We start from the raw sequence: 18,335 nt of genomic DNA, 5'->3' as shown, positions 1-18,335 counted from the left end.
GACAATGGCCCCCATGAGCGCTCGCAACCAAGAAACCGAAGCCGTCCACCGGGCCGGCTTCGCCTGCTTCGTCGGCCGCCCCAACGCGGGCAAGTCCACCCTCACGAACGCTCTGGTCGGTCAGAAGGTGGCCATCACCTCGAACCGGCCGCAGACCACCCGGCACACCGTCCGGGGCATCGTGCACCGCCCCGAGGCGCAGCTGATCCTGGTGGACACCCCCGGCCTCCACAAGCCGCGCACCCTCCTCGGTGAGCGGCTCAACGACGTCGTGCGCACCACCTGGGCCGAGGTCGACGTGATCGGCTTCTGCCTGCCCGCCGACCAGAAGCTCGGCCCCGGCGACAAGTTCATCGCCAAGGAACTCGCCGGGATCAAGAAGACCCCCAAGGTCGCGATCATCACCAAGACCGACCTGGTCGACTCCAAGACCCTCGCCGAGCAGCTGATCGCCGTCGACCAGCTCGGCAAGGAGCTGGGCTTCGAGTGGGCGCAGATCGTGCCGGTCTCGGCCGTCGGCAACAAGCAGGTCCAGCTCGTCGCCGACCTGCTGATCCCGCTGCTCCCCGAGTCCCCGCCGCTCTACCCGGAGGGCGACCTCACGGACGAGCCGGAGCAGGTCATGGTCGCGGAGCTGATCCGCGAGGCCGCGCTCGAAGGCGTACGGGACGAGCTGCCGCACTCCATCGCGGTGGTCGTCGAGGAGATGATCCCGCGCGAGAACCGCCCGGCGGACCGGCCGCTGCTCGACATCCACGCCAACGTGTACATCGAGCGCCCCAGCCAGAAGGGCATCATCATCGGCCCGAAGGGCAGCCGCCTCAAGGAGGTCGGCATGAAGTCCCGCAAGCACATCGAGGCCCTCCTCGGCACCCCGGTCTTCCTCGACCTCCACGTCAAGGTCGCGAAGGACTGGCAGCGCGACCCGAAGCAGCTGCGCAAGCTGGGTTTCTAGCCCGTCGACATCCCCCCGGCCGCGTGCCAGCATGGCGCGATGACAAAGATCGTCAAGGGGGGAAACCTGCCGGTCCCCGAGCAGGTGTGGCGGATCGCGGTCGTCCGGCGGGACGCTGATGACGGAGTGCCGGAGGTCGACGCCTCGGCGCTGTTGCTCGACGCCTCGGGCAGGGTCAGGGGCGACGGCGACCTGGTCTTCTACAACCAGCCGGTGCACGCGTCCGGCGCGGTGCGCCTGCTCGACCGGGTGCGGGACGGGGAGCGGCGGGTCGCCGACTGGATGGAGATCGACACCGAGCGGGTCGAGCCCGCCGTCCAGCGCATCGTGATCACCGCCTCCAGTGACCACGGGACGTTCGGCCAGGTCCCGGGCCTGCACGTCCGGACGGTCAGCGCCGCCACCGGCGAGCAGCTCGCGCTGTACGAGGTCGACGACGCGAGCACCGAGACGGCGTTCGTCCTCGGCGAGTTCTACCGGCGCGACGGGGCGTGGAAGTTCCGCGCCGTGGGCCAGGGGTGGGACTCCGGCCTCGTCGGCCTCGCCGAGGATTTCGGCATCGTCGGCAGGGACCCGGAGCCCGCCCCCGACGACGAGCCCGTGCACGACGACGAGCCTGACCCGATCGACGGGCCCGTGCACGACGACGGGCCCGCTCCGATCGACGGGCCCGCTCCGATCGACGGGCCCGTCTCCGTCGGCGCCACTCCGGAGGCCATCCCCGAGGAGCTCCTCGCCAAGGTCCGGGAGGCCGAGGCCGAGGCCGCCCTCGTACGGACATCGCCGCAGGGCCCCGCACGGCGTCCCCCGCGGACCGGCCCGCAGTCGGACGCCGAGCTGTTCGGCGGGGACTTCCCGGAGTTCGTCCGCAGCGGCGAGGGCAAGGCCGACATCACCGTCGACGCGCCGATCCCGGCCGGTTACGTCGTCGTCGAATCGACCCGGAAGGGCGACGGCTACTTCGCCGTGCACAGCATCGACGAGAAGGGCGAAAGGGGCGCCCTGCTCGCGAACACGGTGATGAAGGACCAGGGGGCCCGTCGGGTCCTGCGGTACGACGGCAAGTCCCCGCTGCGCCTGCGCGTGAGCGCCTACGGCGAGTCGTGGACGGTCGCCGTCCGCCCGGTGAGCACCGTGGAGGTCCTCGACGGCATGGCCGAGGGACGGGGCTCCGACGTGCTGCTGTACACGGGCCCGGCCGGCCAGCTCACCTCACGCCTCCGTACGAGGCTCGGCTTCGAGTGGTTCAACGTGCACGGCTACGAGCCGGACGGTCGCGATCACCTGCTCGCCAACGAGGCGAGCAGGTTCCCCCGGGAGACGCGTCCCCTGCCCGAGGGGCCCCTGCTCGTGCAGCTCGTCAGCGCCGACGGGGACTGGTCCCTGAAGGTCCGGCCGCCGAAGGAGAACAGATTCTGGCGGCGTCACGCCTCCCGCTGAGGCCTACGCGCCTTCCTTGAGGACCCTCGTCACGAGGGTCCTCTGCGCCTCCGAGAGGCGGGGGTCGCAGCAGCGGACGGTGACGCCGTCGATCGTGATCTCGTAGGAGAAGCCGTCCGGGACGCCCCGGACGTCGCCGTCACCGTCGGCGAGCACGGTGGCGGCCAGGGACTCCCACTCGGCGTCCGTGACCACCACCTCCGCCGACCGCTCGATGCCCGCGAAACCGCCCGTGCGCCGCACTCGAATCCGCATGGGACCTGTGTACCAGCCGGATCAGTCGGTCGGTACGCCCACCGCGGACCAGGCCTTCAGAACGGCCTGGATCTCCTCCCCGTCGCCGTACCGCGCCCGCGCCGCCGCCACCGTGGCCGCCGCGAACTCGGAGAACCGGGCCTCGGGGGTCAGGGTCCCGCCGGTCATCACGTCGTACCAGATCTGCCCGGCCCGCTCCCAGGCGTTGCCGCCCAGCTCGGTCGCCGCCAGGTAGAAGGCGTGGTTGGGGATGCCGGAGTTGATGTGGACGCCGCCGTTGTCGCGGCCGGTGCGGACGTAGTCGTCCATGTGGCCGGGCTGCGGGTCCTTGCCCAGGATGTCGTCGTCGTACGCCGTGCCCGGGGCCTTCATGGAGCGCAGCGCCGACCCCTCCACGTTCGGGTGGAAGAGGCCCTCGCCGATGAGCCAGTCGGCGGCTTCGGCGGACTGGCCGAGCGCGTACTGCTTCACGAGGGAGCCGAAGACGTCGGAGACGGACTCGTTGAGGGCGCCGGACTGGCTGAAGTACTCCAGGTTCGCCGAGTACTGGGTGAAGCCGTGGGCGAGCTCGTGGCCGATGACGTCCACGGGGAGGGTGAAGTCGAGGAAGATCTCGTCGTCGCCGTCGCCGAACACCATCTGTTCGCCGTTCCAGAACGCGTTGCCGTACTTCTCGTCGTAGTGGACGGAGGCGAGCAGCGGCAGACCGGCGCCGTCGATGGAGTTGTGCCCGAAGGCGTCGAGGAAGAGGTCGAAGGTGGCGCCCAGGCCGGCGTACGCCCGGTTGACGGTCGCGTCCCCGGTCGCCGCGTCTCCCTCGCCGCGGACCTTCACCCCGGGCAGGCCGGTGCCGCGCTCGCAGTCGTAGATCGTGCGGTGCGGCTTGCCGGCCTCGGCCGGGCCGAGCGTGGGTGCGGTGCCGGGCAGCGGCAGGATCCGGAACGTACGGGCCGAGGCGTCCGCGACGAGCGTGCGGCGCGCGGCCTCGGCGACGGCCGGGTTCGCGGAGTGCGCCAGGTGCTCAAGGAGGTGCGGAGGGACGATCGAGCAGAAGACGGGCGTCTGGGGAGTCATGCTCGCAATGTGGCACTGAGTGAGCCCACTGTCACGGGCTGAGACGAGGATTGGCGAAATGGAGTGATGCGTCACTGTTCGGCCTTGACGCGGACGCCGTCCCGCATACTGATACAAGACGTCCGTCTCCGACGTCCCTGGGCTAGGCTGCGGCACATCATGCGTTTCGGGCTGCTTCTCCTTAGCTGCCGCGGCGAGGGCCTGTAGTCGTAGGCCGACCCCCTCCCCGCGGGACCTGGTGTTGCGTTCGACAGTCGGCCGTCCTTCTTGCTGGACCCGAGGAGCCCAACGCACATGACCCAGTCCCCGTTCGTCAGCCGCCCCACGCCGATCACCAACGCGACGCAGCTGCAGAAGCCGTCCGGGATGCCGATCCACAAGTACGGCCAGTACGAGCAGGTACGGATCCCCGACCGCACCTGGCCCGAGCAGCGGATCACCAAGGCCCCCCGCTGGCTGTCCACCGATCTGCGCGACGGCAACCAGGCCCTGATCGACCCGATGTCCCCGGCCCGCAAGCGCGAGATGTTCGACCTGCTCGTACGCATGGGCTACAAGGAGATCGAGGTCGGCTTCCCGTCCTCCGGCGAGACCGACTTCGCTTTCGTGCGCTCCATCATCGAAGAGGGCGCGATCCCGGACGACGTCACCATCTCCGTACTGACCCAGGCCCGCGAGGACCTGATCGAGCGGACCGTGGAGTCCCTGGTCGGCGCGAAGCGCGCCACCGTCCACCTGTACAACGCCACGGCGCCCACCTTCCGCCGGGTCGTCTTCCGCGGCTCGAAGGAGCAGATCAAGCAGATCGCCGTGGACGGCACCCGCCTGGTCATGGAGTACGCCGAGAAGCTGCTCGACGAGCGCACGGTCTTCGGCTACCAGTACAGCCCCGAGATCTTCACCGACACCGAGCTGGACTTCGCCCTGGAGGTCTGCGAGGCGGTCTGTGACGTCTGGCAGCCGGGCCCGGGCCGCGAGATCATCCTGAACCTGCCCGCCACCGTGGAGCGCTCGACGCCGTCCACGCACGCGGACCGCTTCGAGTGGATGTCCCGGAACCTGACCCGCCGCGAGCACATCTGCGTGTCGGTCCACCCGCACAACGACCGCGGTACGGCCGTGGCCGCCGCCGAGCTGGCGATCATGGCCGGCGCCGACCGCATCGAGGGCTGCCTGTTCGGGCAGGGCGAGCGCACCGGCAACGTCGACCTGGTGACCCTGGGCATGAACCTGTTCAGTCAGGGCGTCGACCCGCAGATCGACTTCTCGCAGATCGACGAGATCCGTCGCACCTCCGAGTACTGCAACCAGATGGAGGTCCACCCGCGCCACCCCTACGCGGGCGACCTGGTCTACACCGCCTTCTCCGGCTCCCACCAGGACGCCATCAAGAAGGGCTTCGACGCCATGGAGGCCGACGCGGCCGCCCAGGGCAAGACCGTCGACGACCTCGAGTGGGCGGTGCCGTACCTGCCGATCGACCCGAAGGACGTCGGCCGCTCCTACGAGGCCGTCATCCGGGTCAACTCGCAGTCCGGCAAGGGCGGCATCGCGTACGTCCTGAAGAACGACCACAAGCTGGACCTGCCCCGCCGGATGCAGATCGAGTTCTCGAAGATCATCCAGCAGAAGACGGACTCCGAGGGCGGCGAGGTCACTCCGGCCGCGATCTGGGCCGTCTTCCAGGACGAGTACCTGCCCAGCCCGGACGACCACGCGGCTCGCTGGGGTCGGATCCAGCTGCGCTCCGGCCAGACCACCTCCGACACGGACGGCACGGACACGCTGACCGTCGAGGCGGTCGTCGACGGAGCCGACACCGTCCTGACCGGCTCCGGCAACGGCCCGATCTCCGCCTTCTTCGCCGCCCTGCAGGCGATCGGCGTGGACGCCCGCCTGCTGGACTACCAGGAGCACACGATGAGCGAGGGCGCCTCCGCGCAGGCCGCCTCGTACATCGAGTGCGCCATCGACGGTCAGGTCCTGTGGGGCATCGGCATCGACGCGAACACGACCCGCGCCTCCCTGAAGGCGGTCATCTCGGCGGTCAACCGCTCCGCCCGCTGACCCGGTCCTCAGGAGACGGCCCCCGCACCCTTCCGAGGGGCGGGGGCCGTCCCGCTTTCCGGACCCGGTCATGTTTCCGGGCTCGGCGCCACCCCGGAGGGTGATCTCGCGACGACCCCTTCGGCCATCGAATCCAGCGCGATCGGCCCGGTGGAGGCGGCAGGCCGGGCCGATGGAGGCTTCCTGGCCTTCACAAAGCGCCGTCGCCGCGCTTCGCGGAGGATGACGTGTCTCGGCCAACTCCGCGGTGAAGTGCCGACGGGGTGCTGACGCCACATCAAGGATGTGGCTAACATCACGCCAACGCCGGCAGTGCAGCCGGGCCGTTGAGGAGGTGCGTGTGCGGTCTGCCCGGAATTCACGTGGTGGGAAAGTGGGCGTCTGCGGAATCCGCACCTCATGGAACACGGTCGGAGACGGCGAGTTCTTCTGCGAGGAGTGCGGTGGCGACCGCAACTACCGGCGCCGCACCGGCCGCCGCAGGTTCGCCGTCCTGGGGGTCCCGGTCCTGCCCCGGGGCTGTACGGGACCCGTCGTCGAGTGCGCCGCCTGTCACACGCACTTCGGCACGGAGGTGCTCGACCACCCCACGACCAGCCGTTTCTCCGCGATGCTGCGGGACGCCGTGCACACCGTCGCCCTCGCCGTGCTCGCGGCCGGCGGCACAGAGTCGCGCGCGGTCCTCGACCGGGCCGTGAGCGCCGTCAGGTCCGCCGGTTACGCCGAGTGCACCGCCGTCCAGCTCGTCGACCTCGTCGAGGCCCTGGAGGCCGACACCGGGCGCTTCATGCCCGAGGTCAACCCCGAGGGCGCGCTCCTCGCGATCGAGCTGCACGAGGCCCTGGAGCCCCTCACCCCGCACCTCGCGCCCTCGGGCCGGGAGTCGATCCTCCTCCAGGCCGCCGGGATCGCCCTCGCCGACGGGATCTACAGCCCGGCCGAGCGGGAGGTCCTGGGAACGGTCGGCAACGCGCTCGCGCTCGCCCCGGACGACGTCGTACGACTGCTCGCCTCGGCCCGGACGGTGTCGTAGGACCGATGCCCGCCTCGGCCCGGACGGTGTCGTAGGACCGCTCAGGGCGCGATGTTCTGGTTCAGCCGGAACACGTTGTCGGGGTCGTACCGGCGCTTGACCGTCCTCAGCCGGTCGTAGTTCTGGCGGTAGTTCACCCGTACGCGGTCCTGGTCGTCGGTGTCCATGAAGTTGACGTAGCCGCCCTCCTGGGTGTGCGGGCGCAGGGCCGTGTCGTAGGCGCGGGTCCAGGCGATGTTGTCCGCCGAGTCCGCCGGGTCGGTCCACGTGCCGCCGAAGGAGTGCGAGAAGGCGGCGTCCCGGTACGCGAACGCGGTCTCCTCCGGGCCCACCCGGTGGCAGGCGCCGTCGATCGGGAAGATCGCCGTGTCCGATTCGAGGGACGGCATCGTCGCGCCGTACTCCATGTGGGCCGCGATCGCCCCGTCCGACAGCTCGCGGCTGAAGTTGCCCTTCCAGTAGTGGTGGAGCCCGGCCGGCAGCTGCTCGTCGAAGAGGGTGTTGATCACCGGGTACGGCATCCGCTCCATGAACCGGCCGATGACCGGGCCGAGCCCGTCCAGGCGGGCGAGGACCTTCTCGTCCTCCGCCTCCGGGCCGCTGAAGCAGGTGAAGGCGGCGCAGATCGGGCGGCCGTGCCAGCGCTCGGGGAGGAACGGTTCCTCCGGGCCCAGCGCGAGGACCAGGATCGAGTTCAGCTCCTCCGGGGAGTCCGCTATCAGCTCGCGCCAGGCACGCGCCACGTCCCCGTCCAGGGGATAGCAGCTCAGCCCGCCGAAGACGTCCGCGACCGGGTGCAGCCGGTACGCGAGGGAGACGGCGACACCGAAGTTGCCGCCGCCGCCGCGCAGCGCCCAGAACAGGTCCGCGTTCCGCTCGGCGTCGCAGGACACCAGGGTGCCCTCGGCGGTCACCACGTCCGCCGCGACCAGGTTGTCGCAGCTCAGGCCGTAGCGGCGGGCCAGGTGACCCATGCCGCCGCCGAGCGTGAGGCCGCCGATGCCGGTCGTGGAGATCACCCCGCCGGTGGTCGCGAGCCCGAAGGCGTGGGTGGCGTGGTCGAAGTCGCCCCAGGTGGCGCCGCCCTCGGCCCGTGCCGTACGGGCCTCGGGGTCGACCCGGACGCCCCGCATCCGGGACAGGTCGACGACGAGGCCGTCGTCCACGGTGCCGAAGCCGGCGACCGAGTGGGAGCCGCCGCGCACGGCCAGCGGGAGCCCGTGCTCCCGGGCGTGGAGCACCGCCGCGATCACGTCGCCGGCGTCCACGGCGTGGACGACGACGGCCGGGCGGCGGTCGTGCAGGGCGTTGTAGACCCGGCGGGCCTCGTCGTACGACGGGTCGCCGCGGGTCACGACGGTGCCGCGCACGGCACCGCGGAGCGTGTCGGCGGTGGTCTGGGGGTAGGTCGTGGTGTTCATGTCTCCGGTGTAGCCCGGTGGGCTCCGGGCGCGCATCGCCCGAACCGCCCATACGCCGCCACCGGTCCGTATGGGCCGTTCAGACCAGGTCGTGCGCGTAGGCGTAGGCCGTCGCGGAGGCGCGGGAGCCGACGCCCAGCTTGGCGAAGATGTTGTTCAGATGCCGGGCGACGGTGTGCTCGCTGATCACCAGCGCACGGGCGATGTCCTTGTTCGTGCCGCCCGAGGCGACCAGCCGCAGCACCTCGGCCTCCCGCGCGGTGAGTCCGCCCGGGAGACGCCGCCGCGACCCTCCGCCGACCAGCGCGGCCGCGCGCCGGGCGTCCGGCACGGCCCCGAGCCGTTCGAAGACGGCACGCGCGGTGCCGAGCTCCAGACGGGCCGCCTCCTCGTCGCCCGCCGCCCGGCAGGCGGCCGCGAGCAGCATCCGTACCTGCGCGGCCTCGTACGGCACCCGCAACTCCAGCCATCCGGCGAGCGCCCGGCGCAGCGGGAGCAGCGCCCCGGGGCGTCTCTCGGCGAGGGCCACCGAGCCGAGGGCCGTGTCGGCCAGGGCACGCAGGAGGGGTACGTCCCCGTCGGCGGCGCCCGCGAGGGCGTCGAGGTCAGCCGCCGCCCCCGCTGCCCCGGGCAGGTCACGGACGGCGAGCGCCACCTCCGTACGGGCGGCGAGCAGACGGGCCCGGCCCAGGACGTCGTGGTCGGGGTCGCTCCGGCAGGCGAGCGCCAGGTCGACGCCCGCCACGGCCGCGTCGGCCCGGCCCTGCGCGAGGCGGAGCAGCGCGAGCCCCGGCTGCGGGATCCTGCCCAGCTCGTGGGCGTGCCCGTACGAGACGGCGGCCGCTTCGAGCCGGCCCTGGCGCCGCTGGACGTCCCCGGCGGCGTAGTACGCGGCGGCGGCGGACTCCAGACAGTCCACCGGCACCTCCCGGCAGGCCTGCCGGGCCTCGGCCTCGGCGAGCGCCCAGGCCCCGAGGAGGTCGAGGACCTCGACCCGGTGGGCCCGGCAGACGCCCCGGAAGGGGTTCTCGCCGGAAGGGACGGTCATGGGGAGCGGGGCCGCGACCGCAGGAGCGTCCGCCATGTTCGGGACCGTCGTGTCAGGGGTCGCCGTGTCCGTGTCCGTGTCCGCGTTCCCTTCCGCGTTCCCTTCCGCGTTCCTGTCCGGCGGGCGGCCCGTCCACGGCGGTGCGCACCACTCCATCGCCGCGTTCGTCCACTCCACCGCCCGCGCGAAGTCGGCGGCCTCCATGCACTGGGTCAGGGCGAGGCAGTACAGCCAGCCCGTGACCATGCCGCTCAGCTCGCCCGCCGACACCGCGCACATCGCGTCGTCGAGGAGGGCGAGGCCCTCGGCCCTGCGGCCGGCCGCCAGGAGCACCCGGGACTCGGCCTGGCGGCTGAGGGCGAGGAGGTCGGGGCTGCCGCAGGCGAGGGCCAGGGCGGTCATGCGGCGGGTCGCGGCGAGGGCGGTCTCGTGGTCGCCGTGCGCCGAGGCCTCCTCGGCGGCCGTCATCGCCAGGAAGCACTGCTCCGGGCAGTCGGGCAGGTCCTCCAGGTGGTGCCGGGCCCGGTGGAGCCAGCCGGCGGCCGCCGCGGGCCGCCCCAGGCCGGCGTACTCGTAGTACAGCCACCAGGAGGCGAGCCCGGCGCCCCGGTGGTCGTCCGCCGCGAGATAGGCGGCGTGCGCCCGGAGCCGGGCGGTCACGGACTCGTCGACGTGCCCGGACCACCAGGCGGCGTCGGCGAGGACGGAGAGGTCGTCGGCGGTCAGGCCGCGCGAGGGATGCCGGTCGTGGGCGTGGAGCAGCTCGTACGCCTCGGCCCAGGACTCACGGGCGGCGGCGTCCCTGGCGCGCTCGACCTGGTCGGTCGTGGTGGGTACGGACATGGCTCTCGCCCCTTCCCGGTCCTTTCAGGGTAGGACGGGGAAGGGGCGGGAGCCTGCGAAGTCCTACTTGATCGCGCCGCTCGCGCGCAGCATGTCCTCGCGCTCGACGATCTTGATGCGCTCGCGGCCCTGCGGCTCGCCGAGCGCCTTCTCGGCGGCGTCCAGGGCGTACCAGCCCTCCCACGTGGTGTACGTGAGGCCCTTGCCCTCCAGGAAGGACACGACGGCGTCCGCCTCCGGGGTGTCGGGGGTGAGCAGCCGGCCGTTCGCGAAGTCGTCCAGGAGGTTCGCCACGGTCTCGTTGGCGTCGCCCTTGGTGTGGCCGATGAGGCCGACGGGGCCGCGGCGGATCCAGCCGGTGCAGTACGTGGACGCCATGTGCTCGCCGGTCTCCTCGACGACCCGGCCGCCCTCGTCCGGGACGGTGCCGCTGACGGCGTCCCAGGGGAGCTTGGGCAGCTCGTCGGAGAGGTAGCCGACGGCGCGGTAGACGGCCTGGACGTCCCAGTCGGTGGTCCGGCCGGTGCCCTTCACGTTGCCCGTGCCGTCCAGCTCGGTGCGCTCGGTGCGCAGGCCGACGACCTGGCCGTCCTCGCCGAGGATCTCGACGGGCGACTCGAAGAAGTGCAGGAAGAGCTTGTGCGGGCGGTCGCCGACGTCGCGGATCGCCCAGTTCTCCAGGGTCTTGGCGACCATGTCGGTCTGCTTGTTCTTGCGCCGCTCGGCGATCGAGCCGTCGTCGTAGTCGATGTCCTCGGGGTTGACGATGACCTCGATGGTGGGGGAGTGGTCCAGCTCGCGCAGCTCCATGGGGCTGAACTTGGCCTGGGCCGGGCCGCGGCGCCCGAAGACGTGGATCTCGACGGCCTTGTTGGCCTTGAGACCGTCGTAGACGTTCGCCGGGATCTCGGTCGGCAGCAGCTCGTCGCCGGTCTTGGCGAGGATGCGCGCGATGTCGAGGGCCACGTTGCCGACGCCGAGGACGGCGACCTTCTCCGCTTCGAGCGGCCAGGTGCGCGGGACGTCCGGGTGGCCGTCGTACCAGGAGGCGAAGTCGGCGGCGCCGTACGAGCCGTCCAGCTCGACGCCCGGGATGCTGAGCGGGCGGTCGGCCATGGCACCGGTCGAGAAGATCACCGCGTCGTAGAAGGCGCGCAGGTCGTCGAGGTGTATGTCGGTGCCGTAGTCGATGTTGCCGAACAGGCGGACCTGCGGCTTGTCGAGGACCTGGTGGAGGGCGTTGACGATGCCCTTGATGCGCGGGTGGTCGGGGGCGACGCCGTAGCGGATGAGGCCGAAGGGGGCGGGCATCCGCTCGAAGAGGTCGATGGACACACCCGGCTCGGCGGCGGCCTCGGACTTCAGCAGCGCATCGGCGGCGTAGATTCCGGCGGGGCCGGCGCCGACGATCGCGACCCGGAGGGGGCGGGGCATGACTGGGTTCCCTTCGCAAGCGACGTGGCGGCGAAGCCGCCGACACTTAGGTCACCCTAAATAATGCATGTCGCGGAGTGGTACCCGCCCCCGGTCTATGGACTCATAAGGCGAACTTATGGGTTCTATAGGGCGAGCTATAGGGGTGGCTAGGACCCGCTCCCGGCGAGGGTGCTCCCGGTGAGGGCGTCGATCGTGATGAGGATCAACCCCACCGCACCGCCGAGCCCGCAGACGAAGGCGGAGGCCCCCACCCAGATGGCGAAGAGCTCCATGGGTCCCGGCGTCATGGTGAAGACGTCCGCCGGGTCCGCCGGGTCGTAGGCGACCTCGACGTACCCGGTGGACCCGTGGTGGGACACGGTGCGGTGCATCCCGGCCCCGTCGGTGTAGATGTACGCCCCCGGCCTGTTGGACGGGGAGGCGAATTCCCTGACACCGTGCTTGCGCACCCGCCGCCTATGGGCCCACGACCCCAGCTCGTGCGCGCCGACCACGACGAACAGACCCGTGATGCTCCCGATCAGGACGATGAAGACCGGGTAGACGGCGCCTCCCGCCATCCCGCAGATCACGGACAGGGCGATGATCGCCCCGAGCCAGCCGAGCGCGTGCCACAGCGACCGGCGCACGGCCCTCCGGCTCCGGCGCGTCCTGAGGGTATGGAGAACGAGCGAAGCGGTGCCGTCGACCTCCTCGTCCGGCTCGATCAGCAGCGAGTTCACACCGTCGGCGAAGGCGACGGCGGCGGCCTGGTCCACGCCCTCGATCCCATGGACCACCGGCGCGGTCCCGGGGAGGGCTCGCAGCTCGACGGCGACGGACCCGCCCTCGGCGCGCACGCGGGCCACGGCCTCGCCGGGGATCGTGAGCGACTCGTGACGGCTCCGCAGAAGCAGTCCATCGGGCCTGACGCTCAGCCGGGTGCCGCTGCGGTTCTTGAGGACGGGTATGGACGCGATGATCGACATGGCGGAGATCGTAGGGGCCGGGCGTGGGCGGTTGAACCCCTCGTCCACCCCCCGTGCAAACCCCGTCTCCGTAGAGGCGGTTGGCGGCTGGTCGGCGAACTCCATGAGCGTGAGTGAGCCGGTCATGCACGCGTGTCCGCCGACCGGGCGAGCCAGGACGGTCACCAGTGCCCGCCGCCCCCGGGCCGGCGCGGCGGCGTGGTCGAACGTCGCGGCCTCGCAGAACTTCGCCGCGATGTCCTCCAGGTCGGCTGCGGCCTGGAAATGGGACACGTACGGCGACGTGTCGATGAGCTTGCGCCACGTGCGTTCGAAAATACCGCCGGTTTGTAGGATCTCGTCGATTCGTATCGCCACATCCAGCTTCGGCTTTCGAATTCCCTGCTCGAACAGGCCGATGTGTCACCCGGATGCGAACACGCGTCTGCCCGGTTCGCCCTGCGTGAGGCCTGTCGCCTCCCGGCGCTCCTTCAGCAGATCACCGAAGAACTCCCACGCATCCTGCCGCTTGCCTCTGGCCATGGATTAACTCCCCAACCCTGCACCGCAGTTGTACGACCTGCGCATCTGTCGATTCTACGGATCCGCCCCCAGCCTGGTGAGGCGAAGCAGGAAATGGATTCAGAAAGGCATACGTTGGTGAGGAAGACATCATGAAGACGACCGCGGGGGCCATCGACATCGCTCAAGAGGCAGTGACGGAATTGCGCGAGGCGCTCGCGAGGGACGGAATCCGGCTTCCCCCGCTCGGGCTCGACGTCGTCACCCTCGCCGCCGATCCTCCGAGGCCGCTCGTCGAATTGGGATGCTGCACGGTGGAAACGGCTCGGCTTCTCGCCGCCGCCGTCCCGCCGGGGGAGGAGAACCGGTCATGACACTGCCCATCGGGTCGTACGTCGTCGAGATCCGCACCGGGCGGGTCGGGAGGGTCATGGGGCACGAAGGGCCCTACGTCCAGATCCGGCCGCTCGGTGGCGGACGGGAATGGGACGTGGAGCCCGACGGGGTACGGGAGGCCACCTCGGCCGAGCGGCTGAGCGCGGCCACGGCGCACGTGAACGCGCGGAGCCGTGGCGAGGTGCCCTGACTCCGTACGACGTGGAACGCGGAACGCCCGGCCGGGAGGGGACCTCCGGCCGGGCGTTCGTCGTCCGGGGGCCATCAGATGCGCCACGAGCGTGGCGTCCGACGCCTGCGGGGTCGGGGTCGGCCGCAGCTCGAGCTCGCCCCGGAGGCGTAGCTCTCCCGGTCGGGGTGGTGGAGGTCGGACAGCAGGTTGTGCATGTACTCCGAGCGGACGCCGTGCCGGGGACTCTGTCCGAAAGCCTCCTCCCGTACGCGAGAATGGCCGCATGAGTCTGTTCCGCGACGACGGCATCGTGCTGCGCACCCAGAAGCTGGGTGAAGCGGACCGCATCATCACGCTCCTCACGCGTGGTCACGGGCGCGTACGCGCCGTGGCCCGGGGAGTGCGGCGGACGAAGTCCAAGTTCGGCGCGCGGCTCGAACCGTTCTCGCACGTGGACGTGCAGTTCTTCGCCCGGGGGAGTGAGCTGGTCGGGCGCGGCCTGCCGCTCTGCACCCAGAGCGAGACCATCGCCGCCTACGGCAGCGGCATCGTCACCGACTACGCCCGCTACACCGCCGGCACCGCCATGCTGGAGACGGCGGAGCGGTTCACCGACCACGAGGGCGAGCCCGCCGTGCAGCAGTACCTGCTGCTGGTGGGCGGGCTGCGGACGCTCTCCCGGGGCGAGCACGCCCCCCATCTCATCCTCGACGCCTTCCTTCTCCGCTCGCTCGCCGTGAACGGCTACGCGCCGAGCTTCGACGACTGTGCCAAATGCGGCATCCACGGACCCAACCGGTTCTTCTCGGTCGCGGCGGGCGGCGTCATATGCGGCGACTGCCGCGTGCCCGGAAGCGTCGTACCCTCTCCGGAGGCCATCGGCCTGCTCGGCGCGCTGCTCACCGGCGACTGGGCGACGGCGGACGCGTGCGAGCCGCGTCACGTCAGGGAGGGCAGCGGACTCGTGTCCGCCTATCTGCACTGGCACCTGGAGCGCGGCCTGCGCTCCCTGCGGTACGTAGAGAAAAGCTAGGTAGGAGAGACCACGTCATGGCCATCGCACGACTGCTCGGTCGCCAGCGCCGGGAGTACAGCACCCCCGAGCCGCACCCGTCCGGCGCCCGCCCGCCGAAGCTCCAGTCCGAGCTGATCCCGGAGCACGTCGCGATCGTCATGGACGGCAACGGCCGTTGGGCGAAGGAGCGCGGCCTGCCCCGCACCGAGGGCCACAAGGTCGGCGCCGAGCAGGTGCTCGACGTGCTCCAGGGCGCGATCGAAATGGGCGTGGGCGCGATCTCGCTCTACGCCTTCTCCACCGAGAACTGGAAGCGCTCGCCCGAGGAGGTGCGCTTCCTGATGAACTTCAACCGCGACTTCATCCGCAAGTCCCGCGACCAGCTCGACTCGCTCGGCGTGCGGGTGCGCTGGGTCGGCCGGATGCCCAAGCTGTGGAAGTCGGTCGCCAAGGAGCTCCAGATCGCGCAGGAGCAGACCAAGGACAACACCAGGCTCACGCTGTACTTCTGCATGAACTACGGCGGCCGCGCGGAGCTCACGGACGCGGCGCAGGCGCTGGCCGAGGACGTGAAGGCCGGCCGGCTCGACCCGGCGAAGATCACCGAGAAGACCATCCAGAAGTACCTCTACTACCCGGACATGCCGGACGTGGACCTCTTCCTGCGGCCCAGCGGCGAGCAGCGCACCTCCAACTACCTGATCTGGCAGAGCGCGTACGCCGAGATGGTCTTCCAGGACGTGCTGTGGCCCGACTTCGACCGCCGCGACCTGTGGCGGGCCTGCGTCGAGTACGCCCAGCGCGACCGCCGCTTCGGCGGCGTCGACCCGGCCGACATGGCCGTCCTCGACAAGGGCTGAGCCGCGCGTGGACGCGACGGAGCGCAGCACCCAGGACGGGATCGAACTCCTCTACCCCGCCGTGTTCGCGGACGTGAGCGAGGCCGTGCGGGTGCGGCTGCGGGCCACTCGCTGGTGGCCCCTGCTGCGCTGGGCGGCCCGCGGCGCCTGCGTGCTCGCCTTCGGCGTCGCGGCCCTCGCGCTGTTCGTCCTGCGGGAGCCGGACCCGGGGACGGCGGTCGAGATGACCCTGCTCGGCCTCGTGGCCGTGGCCGCCGCGGAACTGGTGCCGTGGGGGACCGCGCGCAGCCTCTTCCTGATGATCCGGTCCCAGGGTGAGGCGAAGGCCGTCGTCGACGAGGACGGCGGGAGGTGGACCACCCGGGACACCGACGTCATGATCCGGTGGGCCATGCTGCCCCGATACGTCGAGACGCCCCGGCTCTTCGTGCTGCTCACCGCCCGGCGGACCGGCACCGGCTTCGCGTACCTGCCCAAGAGCGGACTCGCCGACCCGGCCGCCGTCGACCGGCTGCGGATGGTCCTGGACCGGAACTCCGCGCGGGGGTGACCCGGACGGGAGAAGGCCCGTACCTCTCGGTACGGGCCTTCTCCCATGTCGGGTCGCCGTATGTCAGGTCGCCGTTCGCCGGGTCGCCGTCCGTACGGTCACCGCGCGAAGATCACTTCCCGGCGCAGTCCGCGCAGGTGCCGAAGATCTCCACGGTGTGCGCCACGTTCACGAAGCCGTGCTCCGAGGCGATCGTCTCGGCCCACTGCTCCACCATCGGGCCCTCCACCTCCACGGCCTTGCCGCACAGACGGCACACCAGGTGGTGGTGGTGGTCGCCGGTCGAACAGCGGCGGTACACCGTCTCGCCCTCGCTCGTGCGCAGCGCGTCGACCTCGCCCGCGTCCGCCAGGGACTGGAGCGTGCGGTAGACGGTGGTGAGGCCGACCGAGTCGCCGCGGTGCTTGAGCATGTCGTGCAGCTCCTGGGCGCTGCGGAACTCGTCCACCTCGTTCAGCGCCGCGGAGACGGCGGCACGCTGCTTGGTCGAGCGGCCTCGTACGGGGGGTCCTGCCGTCACCACGGGGGCCTCCTTGAATGCTTGTCTGCCCCCGCCATTCTGCCAGCCCCCCACGGCCCTGAGTCCGGGCCGGATCAGACCTTCACGTCGTCCGTGGGACGACGGGTCGCCGGAACCGGTGCGTCACAGCTCTCCGCGCCCGCCTCGGCCGCCCGTGCCCGCCGTTTGGCGAGCGGCGTGGCGAGCAGGGTGAGCAGGACGAAGACGCCGATCGCGTACAGGACGATCGTCGCGCCGGGCGGCACGTCCTGGTAGTACGAGGTGACCGTGCCCGCCAGGGTGACCGTGATGCCCGTCACCACGGCGAGGACGAAGGTCGCGCGGAAGGACTTCGACAGCTGCTGGGCCGCCGCGACCGGCACCACCATGAGCGCGCTGACCAGCAGCAGGCCGACGACCCGCATGGCGACCGTGACGGTCACCGCGGCGGTGACCGCGATCAGCAGGTTCAGGGCGCGCACCGGGAGGCCGGTGACCCGGGCGAACTCCTCGTCCTGGCTGACCGCGAAGAGCTGCCGGCGCAGACCGACCGTGACCAGGACGACGAAGGCGGCCAGGATGCCGATCGCGGTGATGTCCTCCTCGGAGACCGTGGAGAGCGAACCGAAGAGGTAGGAGCTGAGGTTGGCGTTGGAGCCGGTCGGCGAGAGGTTGATCAGCAGGACGCCGCCGGCCATGCCGCCGTAGAAGAGCAGGGCGAGCGCCAGGTCGCCGCGGGTCTTGCCGTACGCCCGGATCAGCTCCATGCCGACCGAGCCGACGACGGCGACCAGGGTCGCCATCCAGACCGGGCTGGAGTTCAGGAGGAAGCCGAGGCCGACGCCGGTCATGGCGACATGGCCGATGCCGTCGCCCATCAGCGCCTGACGGCGCTGGACCAGGTAGATGCCCACGGCGGGCGCGGTGATGCCGACGAGCACGGCTGCGAGGAGCGCGCGCTGCATGAAGGCGAGATCGAGCATTTCCATGATCAGGTCAGCTTCCTCAGGTCAGCAGACCCGTACGGAGCGGCTCCCCGGCCGCGTGCGGATGGACGTGGTCGTGGCCCGGCAGCGCGTGCTGGCCGAGGGCCTCCGGCGGCGGGCCGTCGTGGACGACACAGCCGTCGCGGAGCACGACCGCGCGGTCGATCAGCGGCTCCAGGGGGCCCAGCTCGTGCAGGACGAGGAGGACGGAGGTGCCGCCGGCGACCTGCTCGCGCAGGGTCGAGGCGAGGATCTCCTGGCTCGCGAGGTCGACGCCCGCCATCGGCTCGTCCATGATCAGGAGCTCGGGCTCGGAGGCGAGCGCGCGGGCGATCAGCACGCGCTGGTGCTGGCCGCCGGAGAGGGCGGAGACGGAGTCCTTGGCGCGGTCGGCGAGCCCGACGAGCTCGATGGCCCGCTCGACGGCGGCCTTGTCGGCCTTGGTCAGCCAGCCGAACCTGCGGCGGGAGAGCCGGCCGGAGGAGACGACCTCGTGGATGGTGGCGGGGACGCCGCTCGCGGCCGTGGTCCGCTGTGGTACGTAGCCGACCCGCGCCCAGTCGCGGAACCGCTTCCGGTCCGTGCCGAACAGCTCGATCGTGCCGCCGGTCAGCGGCACCTGGCCGATGACGGAGCGGACCGCGGTGGACTTGCCGGAGCCGTTGGCGCCGAGCAGGGCGACGACCTCACCGCGGCGGACGGTGAGGTCGACGCCTCGGAGGACGGGCCGGGCGCCGAGGGCCGCGGTGGCTCCGCGGACGGAGATGACGGGTTCCCGTTCCGACGTCGGGGCTGCCATGGCGCGTACCTCCTGC

General features: G+C 71.3%; 18 protein-coding genes. 9 read left to right on the top strand and 9 right to left on the bottom strand.

Annotated features, from left to right (window positions below):
• Positions 1–4 precede the first annotated feature (4 nt).
• Together era and ACZ4XX_RS19565 are read left to right on the top strand one after the other, a co-directional pair.
• A complete protein-coding gene (era, locus tag ACZ4XX_RS19570; protein WP_374115426.1) occupies positions 5–955 on the top strand; it encodes a GTPase Era in 951 nt (316 codons plus the stop codon).
• Positions 956–994: 39 nt separating this feature from the next.
• Positions 995–2,395 carry a TerD family protein gene (locus tag ACZ4XX_RS19565; protein WP_468509106.1) on the top strand — a complete coding sequence of 467 codons (1,401 nt, stop codon included), beginning with the start codon at positions 995–997 and terminating at the stop codon, positions 2,393–2,395.
• A gap of 3 nt (positions 2,396–2,398) precedes the next feature.
• Here ACZ4XX_RS19565 and ACZ4XX_RS19560 read toward each other — a convergent pair whose 3' ends face one another.
• Positions 2,399–2,650, bottom strand: coding sequence for a protealysin inhibitor emfourin (locus ACZ4XX_RS19560; RefSeq protein WP_405872900.1), 252 nt, complete (start codon positions 2,648–2,650; stop codon positions 2,399–2,401).
• Positions 2,651–2,671: 21 nt separating this feature from the next.
• Positions 2,672–3,724 carry a M4 family metallopeptidase gene (locus tag ACZ4XX_RS19555; RefSeq protein ID WP_468509105.1) on the bottom strand — a complete coding sequence of 351 codons (1,053 nt, stop codon included), beginning with the start codon at positions 3,722–3,724 and terminating at the stop codon, positions 2,672–2,674.
• A 294-nt stretch (positions 3,725–4,018) separates the two neighbouring features.
• Between ACZ4XX_RS19555 and leuA the strand changes: the two genes are divergently transcribed.
• The gene (gene leuA, locus ACZ4XX_RS19550) at positions 4,019–5,791 is read left to right on the top strand and encodes a 2-isopropylmalate synthase (protein ID WP_468509104.1); all 1,773 of its coding nucleotides are present in this window, start codon (positions 4,019–4,021) and stop codon (positions 5,789–5,791) included.
• Positions 5,792–6,131: 340 nt separating this feature from the next.
• On the top strand, positions 6,132–6,824 hold the full coding sequence (locus tag ACZ4XX_RS19545) for a TerB family tellurite resistance protein (RefSeq protein WP_468509103.1): 693 nt from the start codon (positions 6,132–6,134) through the stop codon (positions 6,822–6,824).
• Between the two features lie 41 nt (positions 6,825–6,865).
• On the opposite strand, the gene ACZ4XX_RS19540 is transcribed toward ACZ4XX_RS19545, so the two are convergent.
• The 4 genes from ACZ4XX_RS19540 to ACZ4XX_RS19525 form a co-directional block, all read right to left on the bottom strand.
• Entirely contained in the window at positions 6,866–8,245 is a 1,380-nt protein-coding gene (locus tag ACZ4XX_RS19540) for an FAD-binding oxidoreductase (protein ID WP_468509102.1), read from the bottom strand.
• A 79-nt stretch (positions 8,246–8,324) separates the two neighbouring features.
• Positions 8,325–10,136 carry a LuxR C-terminal-related transcriptional regulator gene (locus tag ACZ4XX_RS19535; RefSeq protein WP_468509101.1) on the bottom strand — a complete coding sequence of 604 codons (1,812 nt, stop codon included), beginning with the start codon at positions 10,134–10,136 and terminating at the stop codon, positions 8,325–8,327.
• A gap of 63 nt (positions 10,137–10,199) precedes the next feature.
• A complete protein-coding gene (locus ACZ4XX_RS19530) occupies positions 10,200–11,570 on the bottom strand; it encodes an FAD-dependent oxidoreductase (protein WP_468509100.1) in 1,371 nt (456 codons plus the stop codon).
• 149 nt (positions 11,571–11,719) lie between these two features.
• Positions 11,720–12,898 carry a hypothetical protein gene (locus ACZ4XX_RS19525; protein ID WP_468509099.1) on the bottom strand — a complete coding sequence of 393 codons (1,179 nt, stop codon included), beginning with the start codon at positions 12,896–12,898 and terminating at the stop codon, positions 11,720–11,722.
• A 296-nt stretch (positions 12,899–13,194) separates the two neighbouring features.
• On the opposite strand from ACZ4XX_RS19525, the gene ACZ4XX_RS19520 reads away from it, so the two are divergent.
• The 5 genes from ACZ4XX_RS19520 to ACZ4XX_RS19500 all read left to right on the top strand — a co-directional run bounded on the left by ACZ4XX_RS19520 (position 13,195) and on the right by ACZ4XX_RS19500 (position 16,035).
• Positions 13,195–13,416, top strand: a complete 222-nt coding sequence (locus ACZ4XX_RS19520) for a hypothetical protein (protein WP_468509098.1) — start codon at positions 13,195–13,197, stop codon at positions 13,414–13,416.
• Positions 13,413–13,628 carry a hypothetical protein gene (locus ACZ4XX_RS19515; RefSeq protein ID WP_015033506.1) on the top strand — a complete coding sequence of 72 codons (216 nt, stop codon included), beginning with the start codon at positions 13,413–13,415 and terminating at the stop codon, positions 13,626–13,628. Before ACZ4XX_RS19520 ends, ACZ4XX_RS19515 begins: the two co-directional genes overlap by 4 nt.
• Positions 13,629–13,893: 265 nt before the next feature.
• Positions 13,894–14,643: a DNA repair protein RecO gene (gene recO, locus ACZ4XX_RS19510; RefSeq protein WP_468509097.1), complete on the top strand. Its 750-nt coding sequence runs from the start codon at positions 13,894–13,896 to the stop codon at positions 14,641–14,643.
• Positions 14,644–14,660: 17 nt separating this feature from the next.
• Positions 14,661–15,485 carry an isoprenyl transferase gene (locus ACZ4XX_RS19505; protein ID WP_468509096.1) on the top strand — a complete coding sequence of 275 codons (825 nt, stop codon included), beginning with the start codon at positions 14,661–14,663 and terminating at the stop codon, positions 15,483–15,485.
• Positions 15,486–15,492: 7 nt separating this feature from the next.
• On the top strand, positions 15,493–16,035 hold the full coding sequence (locus ACZ4XX_RS19500) for a YcxB family protein (protein WP_468509095.1): 543 nt from the start codon (positions 15,493–15,495) through the stop codon (positions 16,033–16,035).
• A 112-nt stretch (positions 16,036–16,147) separates the two neighbouring features.
• On the opposite strand, the gene ACZ4XX_RS19495 is transcribed toward ACZ4XX_RS19500, so the two are convergent.
• From ACZ4XX_RS19495 to ACZ4XX_RS19485, 3 genes are all read right to left on the bottom strand, one after another.
• Positions 16,148–16,558, bottom strand: a complete 411-nt coding sequence (locus ACZ4XX_RS19495) for a Fur family transcriptional regulator (protein WP_055603560.1) — start codon at positions 16,556–16,558, stop codon at positions 16,148–16,150.
• A 71-nt stretch (positions 16,559–16,629) separates the two neighbouring features.
• Positions 16,630–17,523 carry a metal ABC transporter permease gene (locus ACZ4XX_RS19490; protein WP_468509094.1) on the bottom strand — a complete coding sequence of 298 codons (894 nt, stop codon included), beginning with the start codon at positions 17,521–17,523 and terminating at the stop codon, positions 16,630–16,632.
• Positions 17,524–17,539: 16 nt separating this feature from the next.
• A complete protein-coding gene (locus ACZ4XX_RS19485; protein ID WP_468509093.1) occupies positions 17,540–18,319 on the bottom strand; it encodes a metal ABC transporter ATP-binding protein in 780 nt (259 codons plus the stop codon).
• Between the last annotated feature and the right edge of the window lie 16 nt (positions 18,320–18,335).

The sequence above is a fragment of the Streptomyces sp. NPDC029956 genome (genome assembly GCF_055574655.1).
The sequence above is the reverse complement of the archived record's forward strand: the minus strand, read 5'-3'. Positions and strand labels throughout refer to the sequence as shown.